The sequence below is a fragment of the Acinetobacter sp. ABJ_C5_2 genome, from assembly GCF_044538485.1.
In the GTDB taxonomy this organism is placed as follows: domain Bacteria; phylum Pseudomonadota; class Gammaproteobacteria; order Pseudomonadales; family Moraxellaceae; genus Acinetobacter; species Acinetobacter nosocomialis_A.
The window spans coordinates 46,821-65,589 of record NZ_JBIUCS010000014.1 but is presented as its reverse complement, the minus strand read 5'-3'; the positions used below and the strand labels follow the sequence as shown (position 1 = coordinate 65,589).

Genomic DNA, 18,769 nt, shown 5'->3' with positions numbered 1-18,769 from the left:
CAGCAGCGAACTTGCTTGGTCTGATTACAGTACCGGATGACTTAAACACTGATGGCCTCATCAATACAGCAGAACTAGGCACAGACGGCAGCTTTGATGCCCGTGTTGCGTTAGGTCCGGATGCAGTGGTAGGCACAGTCGTGACAGTTAACGGCACTGACTACACTGTCAATGCGACTGACCTGGGCAATGGCTATATCACTGCAGCGATTCCTGTGACTGCAGATGGCCCAATCACCATCCATGCGCAAGCAGTGGATTCACAAGGTCATATCAGCAGCCCAACAGATGTCATCGTGACTGTCGATACGGCAGCGCCGACACTTGCGATCACGACGGATGACCTTGCACTTGCAGCAGGTGAAGATGCGAACATTACCTTCACGTTCAGTGAGGCAGTTGCAGGCTTTGATGCAAGTGATATCACGCTTATTGGTGGTACATTGAGTGCATTGGTTACAACCGACAATATCACTTGGACAGCAGTGTTTACACCGGATGGTACAGGCACAGCACCAAGCATTAGTGTGGCTAATGGTACTTATACAGATCTTGCTGGTAACTTGGGTACAGGCGATGTACTCGATGGTACAGACGGCTTTATCGTTGATATTATTGCGCCAGTAGTTGGTTTCACAAATGTAACTACTAACGATGATACACCACCATTGACTGGTACGATTGATGATCCTACTGCAACTGTTGTAGTGACTGTGGATGGCGTGGATTATCAAGCAGTGAACAATGGTAACGGTACTTGGACGCTTGCCGACAATACACTTCCTTCATTAATCGATGGTCCACATACTGTAAGTGTAACTGCAACAGACCCTGCGGGTAATGTATCGACTCCTGCAACTGGTACGGTAACGATTAGTTCTTCTAGTATCTTGGCCTTTGATAACACTGATCATGCAGTTCTTAGCCCTCAACCATCTCTTGTGGGTGATGATGTAAGTCTAGGCAGTACTTCTTATTTAGTACTTACATCTGTGGCAGGTTTAGATCTTCAACTCGGTGGTAATTCTCTAGGATTTACTGTCGCTGCTGGTCATGAAGGTGATGTCACTTTCCAATATAGTGGCTTAATCGACGCAGGTGTGCTTTCTGACTACAAGTTAGTAGTTCAGAAGTTCAATACAACAACGAATCAATGGGAATCTATACACGGTGATGCTGGTTCATCTTTAATTAGCTTGCACTTGTTAGGTATTGGTACAGGAAATGTTCCTGGTGCAGTCCTTGATGGTTTAGATGCAGGTCAATATCGCGCATTCTTAGCCTACGATGGATTGTTAGGTGTTGGCGTGTTGGGTACTCTTTCTGCCACTATGGATGATTATAATTTGTCTGTAGCAGGTGGATATGAAATTGGCAATGCTGAAGGTAATGTAATTACTGATCCAGATCCAACAACAGGTCAAGTCGATCAGGTAACTGCAAATACTTATGTTTCATCAGTAAATGGTCATCCGATTGATGCTGATGGAGAAACATTTGCAGGTACTTATGGAACAATTACTTTCTATCAAGATGGTAGTTATGTTTACGTACCAAATGCAGATGGTTCTGGTGTAGGTCACACTGATGTATTCACATATACGTTAACTGACTCAGTAACTGGAGCAACAGGACAAGCTAATCTTAATATCGTGTTTGATTCGATTCGTGCAGCTGATAACCTTGTTGAGGTTGAACTCAATCCACAATATCAATTGGTGGGTACAGAGGCTGATTCAGCATTCTATGGCGTTCTATTGAATGTTGGAAATATTGTTGACCTACAACTGCTTACTGTAGATACAGTTGATTTTACTATCGCTGCTGGTCAGGAAGGGGTTGCAACATTTAACTTTAATAGCTTGATTGGTGCATCTGCCTTAGGTAACTACAATGTTGTGTTGCAAAAATACAATGATGTGACAGGACAATGGGAAGCAGTGAATGGTACAGGTGATCGTTCATTACTGAACTTGACCTTACTCGGTAATACGCCAACTGCGCAAATAGGTGGGCTTACAGAGGGTGAATATAGAGCGTTCTTGTCATTCAATGGCTTGGTAGGTGGGGCAGTAGCTGTCACATTAAACGGCAGTGTAGATGTCTATAACCCTGCGGTTATTACTGGTTACAATGTAGTGGCAGCTCATGGCAACCTAATCTCTGATCCAAATACAAACGGTGATGTTGATATCGTTACACCTAACAGCATTATCAGTGAAGTCAATGGTGTTGCAGTTGGTGCATCTCCAACTGAGATTATCGGTACCCACGGTACTTTACTCATCTATGCAAATGGTGATTATACCTATACACCAAATGCGGATAGTGCTGGTTTAGGTCAAGTTGATCAATTTACCTATACCTTGTTAGACCCAGCTTCTAATACAACTTCACAAGCTACGTTCTATGTACATCTAGATAGTAAAGTTGTGGATATGAACTGGAATGCAGCAGACCCATCACAACCTGCTACTGTAACGATTACAGCGGTAGATGATGCTGTAAATGCGGCAATTGCTGCTGAGCCTCATCTCATCGAAGACGACAGAGCATTGGGTAGCGCAACTTATCTTGCATTGTTATCGTTGGCTGGCATCAACCTACAAGCTCCTTTACCATTCGTGAATAGTACTGTGAACTTCAATGTAGGTGCTGGTGAAACTGGAACTGCAACCTTTAAATACAGCAGTTTAATCAATGAAGGAGCACTTGGTGATTATCAACTTGTAGTACAGAAATTTAATACTGCTACAAATCGTTGGGAATCAATTACTGGTAGCAGTGAAGCTTCTTTACTGAACCTAAGTGTATTGGGTATAGGTGTGAACGCGACACCAGGAGTAGTTGTTGAAGGACTTGACGAAGGTCAATACCGTGCCTTTATGACATACAACGGCCTCTATGGTAAGAGTATCCTAGGTACATTGTCAGGTACGATGGATGTTTACGATCCAAACCAAATTGACTTTACTGGTTTAGCATCTGAAGGCAATGTCATTACTGGTCTTGGCGTAGGCACACATGCTGATACTGTAACTGGATTCACAATTGTTGATTCAGTTACTGTAAACGGTGTGACTACAAATGTTGATCCAAACACTGGAACAATTATTCAAGGTCAATACGGTACGCTTCAAATATTCGCAAATGGTGATTACATCTATACGCCGAATAATACGAATGCAAACTTAGGTCTAGTCGATCACTTCACTTACACATTGTCTGATCCTCTGGGCGGTAATATAAGTGCAAGTCTAGACTTCACTATTGGTAATAACACGCCTGTGATTGCGGTCGATGATCTTGCTGTCGCAGTCATTAACCCTGAATATCTGCAAATTGGTAACGATGTTGCGGTAGGTAGTACTACATATCTAGCGTTATTGTCATTGACCGATAATTTTGACTTCCAGGCTGGTGGCCAAAGCGTTAACTTCACTTTGACTGATGCAACATTAAATGATGTAACGTTTAACTACAGTGCGCTTATCAGTGCAAGCTTGTTAGCCGATTATGTTCTTGTAGTACAAAAATTTGATACTGCAACGAATCAATGGGTAGCTGTAAATGGTACTGGAGATGCTAACTTACTCAGTCTTGCAGCCTTTGGTGGAAATTCAGTGACATTGGATGGCCTAGCAGCCGGTCAATATAGAGCTTATATGACTTATGCTGGTGGTGGTGTCGGAGTTAGTCTATTAGGTACATTGTCAGTTCAAAAAGATGTATTTGATGCGACAAATATCACAGGCTACAGCACAAAAGTTGCTGAAGGTAATGTTATCCATGATGTTGGCCTAAATGGACACGCAGATACTGCTTCTGGTTTTAGTACAGTAACGAGTGTTGAATTTAATGGCACAGCACATGCGGTTAATCCGACAGGTGTAACAACCATTGTTGGTGACCATGGTACATTGTCAATCTATGCTAATGGTAATTACAGCTATCAACCAAATGGCGATGCTTCAAGTCTTGGACAAGTTGATCAGTTTACTTACACCTTGTCAGATGGTCTAAATACATCGCAAGCGACCTTGTATCTCCATATTGATAGTGATGCTGTTGATATGACTTGGAATACAAGTGACCCATCACAACCTGCTGACATTACAATTACTTCTGTAGATGCAATCGATAATGTGGCTTCTGCTGCTGTAGATATCGTTCCTCAAGGCGACCTTGGTGTGGCTGTAGGTTCTGCAACCTATTTAGCACTGATAGGAATTACAGAGAATTTCAATGTACCTGTTTTAGGAACTCCGAGTGTTGGTTTTACTATTGACGCTGGTCATGAAGCTGATGTGACCTTCTCATACAGTGCAGCACTATCAGTATCATTATTGAATGATTATAAAGTAGTATTGCAACAAAAAGGTTCGGATGGTTCTTGGTACAACATTAATGGTGGTACAAGTACGGGCTTACTTAATATTGGTTTATTAGGAAGTGGTGGTATTGGGGTAACTGTTCCAGATCTAGGCCAAGGTGAATACCGAGCATTTATGGTTTACACCGGATTAGGAATAGGTATCTTAGGTACAATGAGTGTAGTGAAAGATGACTTTAATTACACAGTTGCTCCTACAAATAACGCTATCGTTGCAGATGGTAACGTATTGACGAATGATGTAACGACCTTAACTACACAGGTTTCAACTGTAACTTCTGAAGTTGTAGGTGCTCTACCACAAACAGTAGGAACAGATACTGTTATAAACGGTGCATATGGTACATTGGTTATTTCTACAAATGGTCACTATACCTACACACCAAATACACTTGATACAAGTGCAATTGGTAAAGTGGATTCATTCACTTACACAATTCGTGATGCATTAACAGGAGCAACAGATACAGCGACATTACATATTCAGGTTGGTTCTCCAGATGTAAATATCACTTGGGACAGTGCTAACCCTGGTGCAGATGGCGTAATTCCGTTACCTGTAGCAAATGCTGATACTAATCTTGCAACTCTTAGTCTGAAACCAGTGAGTGATGCAGTTGCTGATGTACCAAGTGGCACAGTAACTATTGGTAACTTTACAGGCATCCCACCATTACCTGTACTAAGCAATACAGTGACTTCAAACCAATTCGTTATTGCTAATAATACGGTAGGTGATGTTCATGTAGAGTTAGACTATACGGCAACATTAAGCTTGTCGGCTCTTCCAACAACTGGTTATAAAATCCAGCAATTGGTTGCTGGAACATGGGTAGATACTGTTTACTCGGGTTCTGCGACAGCCTTGGCAGGGATTTTAGGTGCACCCGCATACTCAGCTGATGTATCTCACTTATCTGCTGGCACTTATCGAGTGGTATTTAGTTTATCTAGTCTGATCTCTTTAGGAACTGTAACTCTAGATTCTGTAGTATCTACAAAAGCTACACATCTAGATCAATACACACCTGATGGTCAGTCTGATTGGATTCACGGTAATATCTTGTTAGGCGATACCACCGGTGGAGTTGCAGATACTTCAAATGGTACTCAATTATATGTTGAAGTTACACCAGGAAATTACCAAGTTGCTGCTGGTCAGGCGATCAATACAGGTGAAGGTACGTTGTATCTCTACAATGATGGTTCGTACCGTTACAAAGTTCTGGATAGCGTAGCAAGTGATATTGATACGATTAACTACAAACTCGTATCGGTCACTGGCGCAGAGTCAACTAGCACATTAACCATCAACATAGCTCCAGAGTTTAATAGCCTAGCTGTAAGTACACCAGTAAATGATACATTTACGCTTGGAAATGGCTCGGATACCTTGATTTACAACACATTGACTGCTGCTAGCGTGAACAGTCCAACAGGGGGGAACACATCTGTTGGTGGTGTAGATACATGGACTGATTTCCATGTAGGTAATACAACAACTGATAGTCAAGCTGACAAGATCGATATTAGTAACTTGTTACTTACTCATCCAAACAGTTTAACTATTGGTCAGTATGTATCGGTAAGCTATAACGCTGCGACACAAAATGCCACAATTAGTGTAGACCGTGATGGCTTAGGTGCCACTTACACAAGCACACAATTGTTGACGATTCACATAGATGAACCTAGAACATCATTGACACTCAATGATCTTCTTAACAACGGTCAAATTATCTATTAATAGATAATTAACCAAATAAAAAAAGAGAACCTTAGGGTTCTCTTTTTTATGTTTAAACAATACGTTAACTTAGCTTTTAAAAACTTCATGCTATGATGTATTGAAAATTTTATAGAACAACAAATAACGAATAGGGACTTAATTCGAGTGTCGGTATTTCAAGACTTTAAAAGACAACTTAAGCTTTGGTTGGAACATTTCGTTCAGCATGTTTCAGACATTCCAGAAGAAACAATTTTGTTTATATCATTTGGTCCTAAAGATCAAAGATGTAATGTCTGGCATACCGAAAAAACAGTATTTTCACAAGCAACTGTACAATTACTCGATTTTATTGATAGACAGTTTTCTCCAGATCAACTTCCAGACTATATAAAAATTGATGTTGCGTACAACCTAGAAAAACAAAGTTGGAGTCAAATAGAACAACTTGTTCATCATCAATTCCACAATAATCACTATCGTAGAGGAATTGCATTTGATGAAGCATGTTCGGTAGTTTTTCTTGAGCAAGAGATCTATGGCAAAGCCATTATCCGAGGATTAAGTTATGACAAACCTAACTTTTTTGATGAAACCAATCTGAACTATGCAATTAAGCAAAAATATAACGCTACTAAACCACAAATTAGACTACAAGAATTGCAAGACATTTGGACTTTCGATACCTATGCAACTTTTTATGAAAATGGACAGTTTATTAATTTAGCAAGCCGTTATGATGCAAATGGTATTAGAGGTATTGCGACCAACAAGAAGCAGCATTTTAGAGAGCTCATTGAGAATAATGCCGCGTTTTTACACAGCCAGATTCAAGAAAATGGCAAATTCATTTATGGCTATTTTCCTGCCTTCGATCGAGATATCCGCAACTATAATACGGTACGTCACTGCACATCACTTTATGCATTATTAGAAACTTTCGAAGTACAAGATAAACCTGAATACTGGCCTAAAATTGTGAGTGCCATCCAATATGCACTTACTCACTTTTATAAAGAAAAAGATTCTACAACTGCTTTTATGATTGATGGAAAAGAAGGGGAGTTTGAAATTAAATTAGGTGCAAACGCAGCAGCTATTTTAATGTTAACGAAATATCAGGAAATTACTCAAAAAATAGATTATTTAAAATATGCAGAGAAACTTGCAAATGGTATTTTAAAATTAGTTGATTCAGATGGATTAACTACTCATGTATTAAATTATCCAAACTATGATTTAAAAGAAAAGTTTAGAATTATTTATTACGATGGAGAAGCAGCATTAGCTTTGCTCAGGTTATATCAAATAAATCAGGATAAAAGATTATTAGAAACCGTTAAATTAATGTTTGAAAATTTTATTTATAAAAGATATGAAAAATATCATGATCATTGGTTAAGTTACTGTACCAATGAGCTTACAAAAATATGTCCTGAAGAAAAATATTTTATTTTTGGTTTAAATAATTATTTAAAACATTTTATTTTTATTCGAAATAGAAAAACAACGTATGCCACTTTGTTAGAAATGCTCATGGCAGCTTATAAAATGGTAAATCGTTTAAAAGAGCAAGGTCATCAAAAACTTTTTGAACAAGCATATATGCACGAGTTAAAAAAACTCATTACATTTCGGGCTGAGTTTCAAACTACAGGTTTTTTCTATCCAGAAATAGCGATGTATATGGCTCGTCCAGATAAAATATTGCATGCTTTTTATGTAAGACATGATCGCTTTAGAGTAAGAATAGATGACCAAGAACATAACTTATCGGGCTATATAGCCTATGTAAAAGATTTCGAAGGAGAGGAGACATGACTGATCCTCTTTTTGAAATTAAGTTATTGGCAGCTCTCGATAATACGAACTTTGATGATGCAGTTTGGGAGTTTGAAATTGATGGAGACATCTCAACTTTATTGCTCATTGATTATGCATTAGATCAGTTTCATCAAAAAAATATCAAAGCAGATAAGACCTATGTTGTATCTGAGCAAAAGCTTAAGCAAATGGGTGAGCAAAATTTAGGTTTAGAAAAAAATGAAACGTATACATTTGTCGAGCTCCTACAATTCTTAATTTTTACTCAGGCAAATGATGTCAAACATGCTTTAAGCAATATGCTTTTTGGTTCCGTTGAGCAAGCACAATTGGCCTTGTCTCAAAGAGCAGCAAACTATCATTTAACTTTAAATCCATCTCATCAATTAAAAAAACTCTTTCTATTAGTACAGCACATTTATAGCTATCCAGCCGAGCTAAAAAATCTTTTCTTTATTAAAAACCTTTCCTTTAAAAATAAAGTATATCAACCCATTTCGCCTTTGCTTGCTCATCCGGTACTCACTTCAGTTTTATATATCTCATATACAGTTAGACAAATTTATATTACTTATCTTGAAGATAACCAGAGCATTGGCTTTTTCTCTTTTTTAGATGACATTCACCGTCTCGAACATTTAGTTCCTTATTATCACTGTTTCAAAGAAGAGCACGTAAAGGCGAAGAGTTGTACTTCACAGACTGGGATCATCAATATTCTTGGAGATACTTATTTTGGTGAAATGTATACTGAAAAGCGAAAATCTAGAGGGAAAATAGATGCTCTACAACAATATGGATATCACTATTCATTTGAAAAAATACAGCCATTTTTAGGTAAAAATGACATAAACATAGCTAACTTTGAAGCAGTCTTTTCTCTAGAAAACCAATCACCATTAAAAGATAAAAAGCCATTCATTCTAAAAGCCGATGCTAAAAAGACATTAGAAGAGTTTAAGAGCATTCATTTGAATTATTTGGTGTTGGCAAATAATCATTTGAAAGATTATGGCGATGAAGGGCTGGTCTATACACTACAACAGTTGGAACAGGCGAATGTTTCATATATAGGTGCTGGACTAAATCAAAAAGATGCCCACAATTACTTTGAAATATCTTTTGAAAATAAGCACTATGCGATTTTTAATGGTTACTGGCATAGAGACACCGCTTATCTAGACTATGATTTCTATGCATTAGGATCGCGAAGAGGAGTAGCTTGTTTAAATGGAGTTTTACTTGAGCAGATGGTACGTTATAAACAGACTCATCCTAAGCATAAAATTATTGTTATTTGCCATTGGGGAATCGACTTTAAACCTCCCACAAAAGAGCAAATTAAACTTGCCGCTATTCTTACACAGGCGGGAGCTGACCTGATTATTGGTCATGGTGCTCATACTATTCAACCCATTCAGATCATCAACCATAAGCCAGTTGTGTTGGGTATTGGTAATGCTGTGTTTAATAGTGATGGAGAGTATGAACAGCAAAGTGCTTTGCCATTTGGCTGTATAGCGAGACTAGATCTAGCAAAGGACTTGCTTCGACTTTATCCAATTTATACGAATAACTTAAAAACTTTTTGGCAACCGTATCCTGTAGATACTGAGGATTTCTCAAAGGCCAGTACTTATATGACATCTTTACTGGCCCATGAAGATTACATTACTACTAAAGATAGCTTTGGGGCGTATATTGAAATTAAATTTTAAGTATATTGTTTATAACTAGATAAAATGGTTTGAAGCTGTGCTTGAGTAAAGCCTAAGTTTCTTAATCCACCACTGCCTAATTTACATTCAGCACTGGCCATAATATTGGTCGGAGTAGTTTTAGTAGCATTAGGTGCACATACATGTTTTAAGCCGAAAGCATGACCCATTTCATGAATACTACCTGCTTGAATATTGTAATTTAAACGATTCCAGTCTAATAAAATAAAAGGTTTTCCGTTATTACGGAATGTCCGACTGGTAACATCATCAAACTCTAAGTTTTTTGAATATGCATCGTATATAAAGATGATGACTTCTTTACGTGCTGTGCGTTTAGGGAAACATGCATTGGCACTTGCGGGAATAGAGCCTATAGAAATAGGACGAGCTTGGTTTATTTCATTACCAAGTTCGCAGTGCATTTTTGAAAAATCTTGGTAAGAAATATAACGATTTAATTTGAAATTAAAGATTTTATTTCCTTGGTCATCTAAATAATATTTATTTAAGATGCGGACTTCTTTTCGCATTTGTGTCAGATTATCAAAACGTGCAGCAGAAGGATTGTCAGTAGTAAAAACGAAAGTGACTGGAACTACAGGTCTATTATTGGCAGGCTCCTCTGATAAATCTGGCGTTTGTAGAGGAGGGCGGGTCGTACAAGAAACACACAGAAGTGTCCCTGTAATCATCAGCAAGGTTTTTTTCATATTCATCGCATTGTCTCTGCATATTCTTTTAAAGAGATTTAAAGTAAATTTTTATATGATATGAACGATGTCAATTTTTATGGATTCCATTTTGACAACTCAGTATGAACTACATCGACAAATTTTAGAAGTCATCGCTCTCATTCCATATGGAAAAGTAGCAACTTACGGACAAATAGCACGTATGGCTGGGTTACCTAAACACGCCAGACTAGTGGGTTATGTTCTTAAACATCTTGAAGCAGATCATCAAGTTCCTTGGTACCGTGTTATTAACTCACAAGGTAAAATTAGCCTAAGTAAATTTAATGAAAAAGGTGAAAATGTTCAGCAGTTAAAGCTTGAAGCAGAAGGAATCTATTTGTTGAATGGCAAAGTGAGCTTAAAGCAGTTTGCATGGCAACCTTAAAATTATTAAAGAGAACAAATACAAATGCAGAATTATAAATGGCGGAGTCTAGCCATATTACTATTAGGTTTAACAGTGCAATCGAGTTTTGCAGAGCAGGCTATTTCAGCTCAACCTTTTATAAATGTGAAAGCTTCATCACAAGATATACATTCGATTTGTCAGCAGTTGAGTCAGAAATGTAGCGATGAAGCTAAGCTATGGAAATCCAAAAATACACAAGATCAGATTTATTATTTAATAGATGAGACTCCGCAAATTGCTCAAGTTAAAAAGCTAAATAACCAATACACAGTAATAAATCAGTGGAACTTTAAAAATTATGAACATAGTAATAAAGAGCCACACTCTGATGATTTAGGCCCTAATGGACTCAAAATCTTTCCAGCACTATATCCACTTAATAAAAGTGAATATGCCATAGCAGTGCTAAATATATGGTTTACTGGTTATTCTGGAGGAGGGCGTTTTGAGGAAAATGCTGATTTTGTTGAGCTTAAGCCTAAAGGGCAGTATCAGGTTGCATTAAAAGATATTAATTTTTCTTCGAGTGAAATGATTCGGGCATGTTTTTCAGAACAAGAGTATAAGAAGTCACCGCATTGCCATGATGAAAAATGGATGACATTAAATATTAGGTTTAAAGATATCGGTCAATCTTACTATTTATGGCAGTTAAATTATAAAAATTATTCTTGGGATGCTTTTAAAAGTAAAAAAACGATAACGGTTGAGCAATCAAGAGAAGATGTTATTCCTTTTAAAAAATAGGTGCCTATCTGGCTGAATTGAGCCAGACAGGCATTTTTTTAGCGAACAATTAAAACTGGAATATGACTTTCACCTAAAACTTTTTGTGCGACACTTCCTAATACAAGTTTTCGCACACCTGTACGGCCATGAGAGCCCATTACAATCAGGTCAGCATTAAGCTCTTGTGCAGCTTGAATAATTTCTTCGTGAACAACGAAACCTTCAAGTAATTTGGTTTCTACAGTAAGCCCTTCTTGTAAAAATTGTTGTTTGGCTTGTTCTAAAATATCGAGTAAGTATGTTCTAGTCCGCTCAATTAGTTCATTGGTTTGACCAGTCTTCACATAAAGATCTGCAATAATTGGATCAAGTGCCATGACCTGTACGATAGTAATTTTACTATTTAATGCTTTTCCAAGTTTTATCGCTTCTTTCATAGCGACCATAGAAGTTTCAGAACCGTCAATTGGTACAAGAATATGTTGATATAACATGAGATTGTTCCTTATTGTAATGATGCTTATTTATTCAATACTTTATACTTCTTTTCTTACGATTTAAATTCGAGCTCGTAATCATTTGTGATTTTAAACAATAAAACTTGAGAATACATTTTATTTGTCTCGTAAATTTTCAATATGAACTGTTAGAGCATCAATATCATCAGTTTGCAAATATTCCCGCATTTTTAAAACTCGTTTTTCATCTAATTCATAAAGCTTTAAAGCGAGTAGTTTCTCTATTTGCTCGGGAGGAAAACGGTATTTAATAATTGTTGCTGGTACACCACCAACAATTGCATAGGGTGGAATGTCTTTTGTTACGACGGCTCCAGTTGCAATAACAGCACCTTCACCGATTTTTACACCTTGCATAATCATTGCACGGCTTCCAATCCAACAGCCATCTGCAATTATAGTATCACCAGCAGCTAAAAAACTGCGGGTATCAAAAGGGAAAGTCGAAATCCAGTCTGGTCTATGAAGCTGATTACCACCCATCATAATCATGCACTCAGCCCCAAAACACACAAAATTACCAATATAAAGCTGATCGATAGGTTTGTCTGGGGTCGAAGCTTTGTCGTGTAAATAGCGTACGACACAACGTTCAAAACCTTGATCCCAATAGGCTGAGTAGTAAGAATAATTACCTTTAATATGGATATTCGGATTTTTTACAGTTTTGGAAATAAACTCAAATTCGCACCAATGACGGACTGGTGTGTTAATCAGAGGCGTATCCATAATCTATTATCCAAAAAATGAGCTAAACCATATTAAATAAAAACCCCTCAGGAAGAGGGGTTCAAGGGCAGTATCTTAGAGATATTCTACACTTACAACTTCATACTCAACTTCGCCTTGAGGAGTGGTGATTTTTACTTCATCACCTTCATTTTTACCCAAAAGGCCGCGAGCGATTGGTGAGTTCACTGAGATTTTATTAATTTTAAAATCAGCTTCGTCATCACCAACAATTTTATAAGTCTTGCGTTCTTCAGTATCAAGGTTTTCAATCGTTACCGTAACACCGAATACAACACGACCGTTTTGTTCTAAGTCTTTAACATCGATGACTTGTGCAGCACCCAATTTTCCTTCGATATCTTGGATACGGCCTTCACAGAAACCTTGCTGTTCACGAGCAGCATGATACTCTGCGTTTTCTTTTAAGTCCCCATGTTCACGTGCCTCAGCAATCGCTTGAGTAATACGTGGACGTTCAACAGATTTCAGATGTTGTAATTCTTTCTCTAAGGCACTTTTACCTTCAGGGGTCATTGGATAACGTTGCATTTCGGTCCCTCTTAAGTTGAGAAAACACAGTTAAAAAAATGAAAAAATCCCGCCACCGATAAGGTGGCGGGACTTATCGGAAAAAAATTAACCTACAGTTAAATCTTGCAAGCGGTATACATCCATTGGCAATTTCACAGCAAAGGCTTGGCAAACCGCTTCTGCACCATTGATAGTCGTTGTGTAATACACTTTGCCTTGTAGGGCAGCACGACGGATCATTGCAGAATCATATTGAGCTTGTTTGCCTTCAGTAGTGTTGACAATAAGGTGTATTTCACCATTTTTCAAGCGGTCAACAATATGTGGACGTCCTTCAGTTACTTTATTTACAGGTTCACATTCCAAACCTGCTTCTTTAAGTACTTTATACGTTCCACCTGTTGCTACCAGTTTGAAACCATATGCCACGAACTTTTTAGCGATATCAGCAATATATTTCTTATCAGATTCACGAACAGATAAGAAAGCAATCTTTTCTTCGCCTTCAGTTGGTAGGCCTGGTAAACGATCATTCGAACCTAAAACGGCTTTATAGAACGCTTCGCCAAATGTCTTACCAACGCCCATTACTTCACCTGTAGATTTCATCTCAGGCCCAAGCATTGGGTCTACGCCTTGGAACTTAGCAAATGGGAAAACAGCTTCCTTCACAGCAAAGTGAGTTGGAATGATTTCTTTAGTAAAGCCTTGAGATTCAAGTGATTGACCTGCCATACAACGAGCAGCTACTTTTGCTAAAGATTCACCAATACATTTTGATACGAACGGAACAGTACGTGATGCACGTGGGTTTACTTCAAGAACGTAAATATCATCGCCTTTAACTGCGAACTGAACGTTCATTAAACCAACTACACCAAGTTCTTTCGCCATAGCAACTGTTTGACGACGCATTTCATCCTGAACTTCTTTAGAAAGAGAGTAAGGAGGAATAGAACATGCTGAGTCACCAGAGTGAATACCAGCTTGTTCGATGTGCTGCATGATACCGCCGATTACGACATCTTTACCGTCAGATACGCAGTCAACGTCAACTTCAGTTGCATCATCAAGGAAGTGGTCAAGAAGAACAGGCGCTTCATTAGAAGCCTGTACCGCTTCACGAAGGTAACGTTTAAGTTCATCTTCGTTATACACGATTTCCATTGCGCGACCACCCAATACATAAGATGGACGAACAACTAACGGATAACCAACTTTCGCAGCTTCAGAGATACCTTCTTCAGCAGATTTTACGATGCTGTTGTTTGGTTGGCGAAGCTGTAAACGTTGAATCATTTGTTGGAAACGTTCACGGTCTTCTGCGCGGTCAATTGCATCTGGAGAAGTACCGATAATAGGAGTACCAGCTTCTTCTAAAGCACGTGCTAACTTAAGTGGAGTCTGACCACCGTATTGTACGATTACGCCTTTTGGCTTCTCAGTACGTACGATTTCAAGAACATCTTCAAGTGTTACAGGTTCGAAGTATAAACGGTCAGATGTGTCATAGTCGGTAGAAACAGTTTCAGGGTTACAGTTCACCATGATTGTTTCATAACCGTCTTCACGCATTGCTAAAGCAGCGTGTACACAGCAGTAGTCAAATTCGATACCTTGACCAATACGGTTTGGACCACCACCAATTACCATGATCTTGTCACGGTTTGATGGATTTGCTTCGCACTCTTCATCGTAAGTTGAATACATATATGCTGTACCAGATTCAAACTCGGCAGCACATGTATCAACACGTTTGTAAACTGGATAAACACCCAAGTTCCAACGTTGCTTACGGAATTGCTTTTGAGAAATACCCATAAGGTTCGCAATACGAAGGTCAGATAAACCTTTACGTTTGAACGAACGGATATTTTCAGCAGTTAGATCACCAAAACCTAAAGTTTTTACTTGAGCTTCTGTCTTAACGATATCTTGAATTTGGATCAAGAACCAACGGTCAATCTTAGTTGCTTCAAATACGTCATCTAAAGAGAAGCCATGACGGAATGCATCTGCTACGTACCAAATACGCTCAGGACCCGGAACTTTAAGCTCTTTTAAAATGGTTTCTTTTACATTTGTTGCACCAGCTTCGATTTTTTCATCGAAACCGCTTACACCAACTTCAAGACCACGTAATGCTTTTTGTACAGATTCTTGGAAGTTACGGCCAATTGCCATGACTTCACCAACAGATTTCATCTGAGTGGTAAGAACTGGTTCTGCTTGTGGGAATTTCTCGAAGTTAAAACGAGGAATCTTCGTTACAACATAGTCGATTGATGGTTCAAAGCTCGCAGGAGTTACGCCGCCAGTGATGTCATTTTTCAATTCATCAAGGGTATAACCAACAGCTAGTTTCGCAGCAATTTTTGCAATCGGGAAACCAGTTGCTTTAGAAGCAAGAGCAGACGAACGAGATACACGAGGGTTCATCTCGATCACAACCATACGGCCGTCTTTCGGGTTAATACCGAACTGAACGTTAGAACCACCTGTCTCAACACCAATTTCACGAAGAACCGCAACTGAAGCATTACGCATCAATTGGTATTCTTTGTCAGTTAATGTTTGAGCTGGTGCTACAGTGATTGAGTCACCTGTGTGAACACCCATTGGGTCAAAGTTTTCGATCGCACATACGATAATACAGTTGTCGTTTTTGTCACGAACAACTTCCATTTCGTATTCTTTCCAGCCAATTAAAGATTCATCAATCAATAATTGGTGAGTAGGAGAGAGGTCGAAACCGCGTTCACAAATTTCAAGGAATTCTTCACGGTTATATGCAATACCGCCGCCTGAACCACCCATTGTAAATGATGGACGGATAATTACTGGGAAACCAAAGCGAGCTTGGATTTCCAATGCTTCTTCCATGGTTTCAGCAATAGCAGCTTTTGGACATTCCAAACCGATTTTGCGCATAGCGATGTCGAAGAGTTTACGGTCTTCAGCTTTTTCAATCGCTTCTTTCGTTGCCCCAATAAGTTCTACGTTGTATTTCGCTAATACGCCGTTTTCATCAAGTGCAAGTGCGCAGTTCAATGCAGTTTGTCCACCCATAGTTGGAAGGACTGCATCTGGACGTTCTTTTTCAATGATTTGAGCAACAGTTTGCCAAGTAATTGGCTCAATGTAAGTTGCATCCGCCATTGAAGGGTCAGTCATAATGGTCGCTGGGTTAGAGTTAACCAAAATAACACGGTAGCCTTCTTCACGAAGTGCTTTACATGCTTGAGCACCTGAGTAGTCAAACTCACATGCCTGTCCAATCACAATCGGGCCAGCACCAATAATTAAGATGCTTTTAATATCCGTACGTTTAGGCATTATTCGCTCCGTAATTACTGTTTAGATGCTTCGATAAGTTCGATGAAGTGATCGAACAAAGGTGCACAATCATGTGGACCAGGACTTGCTTCAGGGTGACCTTGGAAGCTGAAAGCTGGTTTGTCAGTACGGTGGATACCTTGTAAGGTGCCATCGAACAATGATTTATGCGTTGCTTTTAAGTTAGCCGGTAATGTCTCTGCATCTACAGCAAAACCATGGTTTTGAGAGGTGATCATCACTGTACCGTTTTCAAGATTTTGTACAGGATGGTTTGCACCGTGGTGACCATGATTCATTTTTACAGTTTTTGCACCAGAAGCGAGTGCCAAGATTTGGTGTCCTAAACAGATACCAAATACAGGTAATGTTGTGGTTTCAACAATAGTTTTTACAGCTTCGATTGCGTAGTCACAAGCCGCTGGGTCGCCAGGACCGTTTGAAAGGAATACGCCATCTGGATTAAGTGCTAATACTTTTTCAGCCGGAGTTTCAGCAGGAACAACTGTAAGTTTGCAACCGCGGTCTGCAAGCATACGCAAGATGTTGGTTTTGACACCATAATCGTATGCAACCACATGGTATTTTAACTCAGGTTGAGTAAAGCCCTTACCTAATACCCATGAACCTTCAGACCATTCAAAACCTGTAGGATCACAGCACTCTTTGGCAAGGTCTAAACCATTTAAACCACCAAAAGCGCGAGCTTTAGCAATCGCTTCTTCTTCAGTAATATTTTCGCCAGCAAGGATGCAACCATTTTGTGCACCTTTGTCACGTAAGATACGAGTGAGTTTACGTGTATCAATATCAGCAATTGCAACAACATTGTGCGCCTGCAAATATTCACCTAACGACTGCTCAGAACGAAAGTTACTGTGTAGTAGTGGAAGGTCACGAATAATTAAACCATTCGCCCATACTTTATGGATACGACCAGATTCAACGTCTTCTTCGTTGCAACCAGTGTTACCAATATGAGGGTAAGTTAATGTCACAATTTGTTGTGCATAACTTGGGTCAGTCAAAATTTCTTGATAGCCTGTCATGGCTGTGTTAAAAACGACTTCTCCAGTCGTACTTCCCGTTGCGCCGATTGACGTTCCTTTAAAGATCGTTCCATCTGCGAGGGCTAAAATGGCGGGGGTGCTCAAACCAAAGCTCCTGAATTTCGGCTGTAAAAAAGCGAGTAGACCTAAAAAAGATAGGCGATGTTCTAAAAAAACATGCCCCTCCCTATCGGTCTGCCCGCTTGTAACTTAACAGCGCATTATACGCATGGAACCCTAAAAAGTCTATTTATTTTCTATTAAAAAATATAATTCCTTGCTTGCTTTTTGCAAAAAAATTCATCCGCTTGTCTGAAATTGATACTTTTAGCAAATTGTCTAACAATCTGGTGGCTGAAATAAGTCAATTCCACTTATTGTAATGCTAGTTAAAAAATAAACAATATGAGGAAATAGCATGAGCAATAATCAAGTTTCAAAAGATATAGCTGAGAATGCTTCGTCTGTAGCAGAGTCGGTTAAGACTGAAGTAACTGAAGCAAAAGAAGCTGTAGCGAAAACAACAACTCGAGCTAAAAAAGCAGTGAGTACTAAAGCAACACAGGTAAAAGAAGTTGTAACTGAAAAAACAGAACAGGTGAAAGAAGTCGCTCATGAAGCAACTTCGCAAGTTAAAGAAGCTATTGCAGAAACTCAAGAACACGTCAAAGCTGTAATTAGCGAGACTGAAGAAAAAATTGAGGCTGAAACTCAAGAGTTGAATCAGAACATTCAAAACCAGTTTGCTCAGATTAAACAAGATATTTTGCAACGTCTTGATGTGATTAAAGCTCAGTTCAATACTTCTCAAGAAGGACTGAATGAATTGAAAAATACATTGAAAGCTGAAATTAATGCATTAATTGAAGATTTAACGAAAGTGACTAAAGAACTTAAGGGTGACATTAGTCAAATTTCTTTAAAACATAAAGACTCTTTAAGTGAGAGCTTAAAGCGCACTAAAAATAATGCGGTTGAGGCTTGGAACAAAGCAAGAGACCACTAAAGATTTAAGATTAAAATTCAATAAAAAAGCGAGAATTAATTTCTCGCTTTTTTATTTT

The 18,769-nt window shown here is 38.7% G+C and carries 12 protein-coding genes; 6 read left to right on the top strand and 6 right to left on the bottom strand.

Annotated elements, in window-relative coordinates; genetic code table 11:
- The 3 genes from ACH8JV_RS12790 to ACH8JV_RS12780 form a co-directional block, all read left to right on the top strand.
- Positions 1-6,140, top strand: a 6,140-nt coding sequence (locus ACH8JV_RS12790; RefSeq protein ID WP_396521596.1) for a BapA/Bap/LapF family large adhesin, incomplete at its 5' end; no start/stop codon positions are given.
- A gap of 147 nt (positions 6,141-6,287) precedes the next feature.
- Positions 6,288-7,943 (top strand): poly alpha-glucosyltransferase, encoded by a 1,656-nt coding sequence (locus ACH8JV_RS12785; protein WP_396521594.1) that lies wholly within the window; start codon positions 6,288-6,290, stop codon positions 7,941-7,943.
- The gene (locus ACH8JV_RS12780; RefSeq protein ID WP_396521592.1) at positions 7,940-9,664 is read left to right on the top strand and encodes a CapA family protein; all 1,725 of its coding nucleotides are present in this window, start codon (positions 7,940-7,942) and stop codon (positions 9,662-9,664) included. The genes ACH8JV_RS12785 and ACH8JV_RS12780 overlap by 4 nt, the downstream gene beginning before the upstream one ends.
- On the opposite strand, the gene ACH8JV_RS12775 is transcribed toward ACH8JV_RS12780, so the two are convergent.
- Complete coding sequence (locus tag ACH8JV_RS12775; RefSeq protein WP_311069499.1) at positions 9,661-10,377, bottom strand: metalloprotease; 717 nt, start codon at positions 10,375-10,377, stop codon at positions 9,661-9,663. The genes ACH8JV_RS12780 and ACH8JV_RS12775 overlap by 4 nt on opposite strands.
- A 79-nt stretch (positions 10,378-10,456) precedes the next feature.
- On the opposite strand from ACH8JV_RS12775, the gene ACH8JV_RS12770 reads away from it, so the two are divergent.
- Positions 10,457-10,786: an MGMT family protein gene (locus ACH8JV_RS12770; RefSeq protein WP_396521590.1), complete on the top strand. Its 330-nt coding sequence runs from the start codon at positions 10,457-10,459 to the stop codon at positions 10,784-10,786.
- Between the two features lie 24 nt (positions 10,787-10,810).
- Positions 10,811-11,557: a hypothetical protein gene (locus ACH8JV_RS12765; protein WP_311069498.1), complete on the top strand. Its 747-nt coding sequence runs from the start codon at positions 10,811-10,813 to the stop codon at positions 11,555-11,557.
- 38 nt (positions 11,558-11,595) lie between these two features.
- On the opposite strand, the gene ACH8JV_RS12760 is transcribed toward ACH8JV_RS12765, so the two are convergent.
- The 5 genes from ACH8JV_RS12760 to carA form a co-directional block, all read right to left on the bottom strand.
- Entirely contained in the window at positions 11,596-12,033 is a 438-nt protein-coding gene (locus ACH8JV_RS12760) for a universal stress protein (RefSeq protein ID WP_233929902.1), read from the bottom strand.
- A gap of 120 nt (positions 12,034-12,153) precedes the next feature.
- The gene (locus ACH8JV_RS12755; protein WP_396521588.1) at positions 12,154-12,786 is read right to left on the bottom strand and encodes a CatB-related O-acetyltransferase; all 633 of its coding nucleotides are present in this window, start codon (positions 12,784-12,786) and stop codon (positions 12,154-12,156) included.
- 75 nt (positions 12,787-12,861) lie between these two features.
- A complete protein-coding gene (gene greA, locus ACH8JV_RS12750; RefSeq protein ID WP_191010364.1) occupies positions 12,862-13,338 on the bottom strand; it encodes a transcription elongation factor GreA in 477 nt (158 codons plus the stop codon).
- An 87-nt stretch (positions 13,339-13,425) separates the two neighbouring features.
- The gene (gene carB / locus ACH8JV_RS12745) at positions 13,426-16,656 is read right to left on the bottom strand and encodes a carbamoyl-phosphate synthase large subunit (RefSeq protein ID WP_396521587.1); all 3,231 of its coding nucleotides are present in this window, start codon (positions 16,654-16,656) and stop codon (positions 13,426-13,428) included.
- 14 nt (positions 16,657-16,670) lie between these two features.
- On the bottom strand, positions 16,671-17,810 hold the full coding sequence (gene carA / locus ACH8JV_RS12740) for a glutamine-hydrolyzing carbamoyl-phosphate synthase small subunit (protein WP_191010362.1): 1,140 nt from the start codon (positions 17,808-17,810) through the stop codon (positions 16,671-16,673).
- Positions 17,811-18,123: 313 nt separating this feature from the next.
- Here carA and ACH8JV_RS12735 point away from each other — a divergent pair, with 313 nt between their 5' ends.
- A complete protein-coding gene (locus ACH8JV_RS12735; RefSeq protein ID WP_396521586.1) occupies positions 18,124-18,711 on the top strand; it encodes a hypothetical protein in 588 nt (195 codons plus the stop codon).
- Positions 18,712-18,769 lie beyond the last annotated feature (58 nt).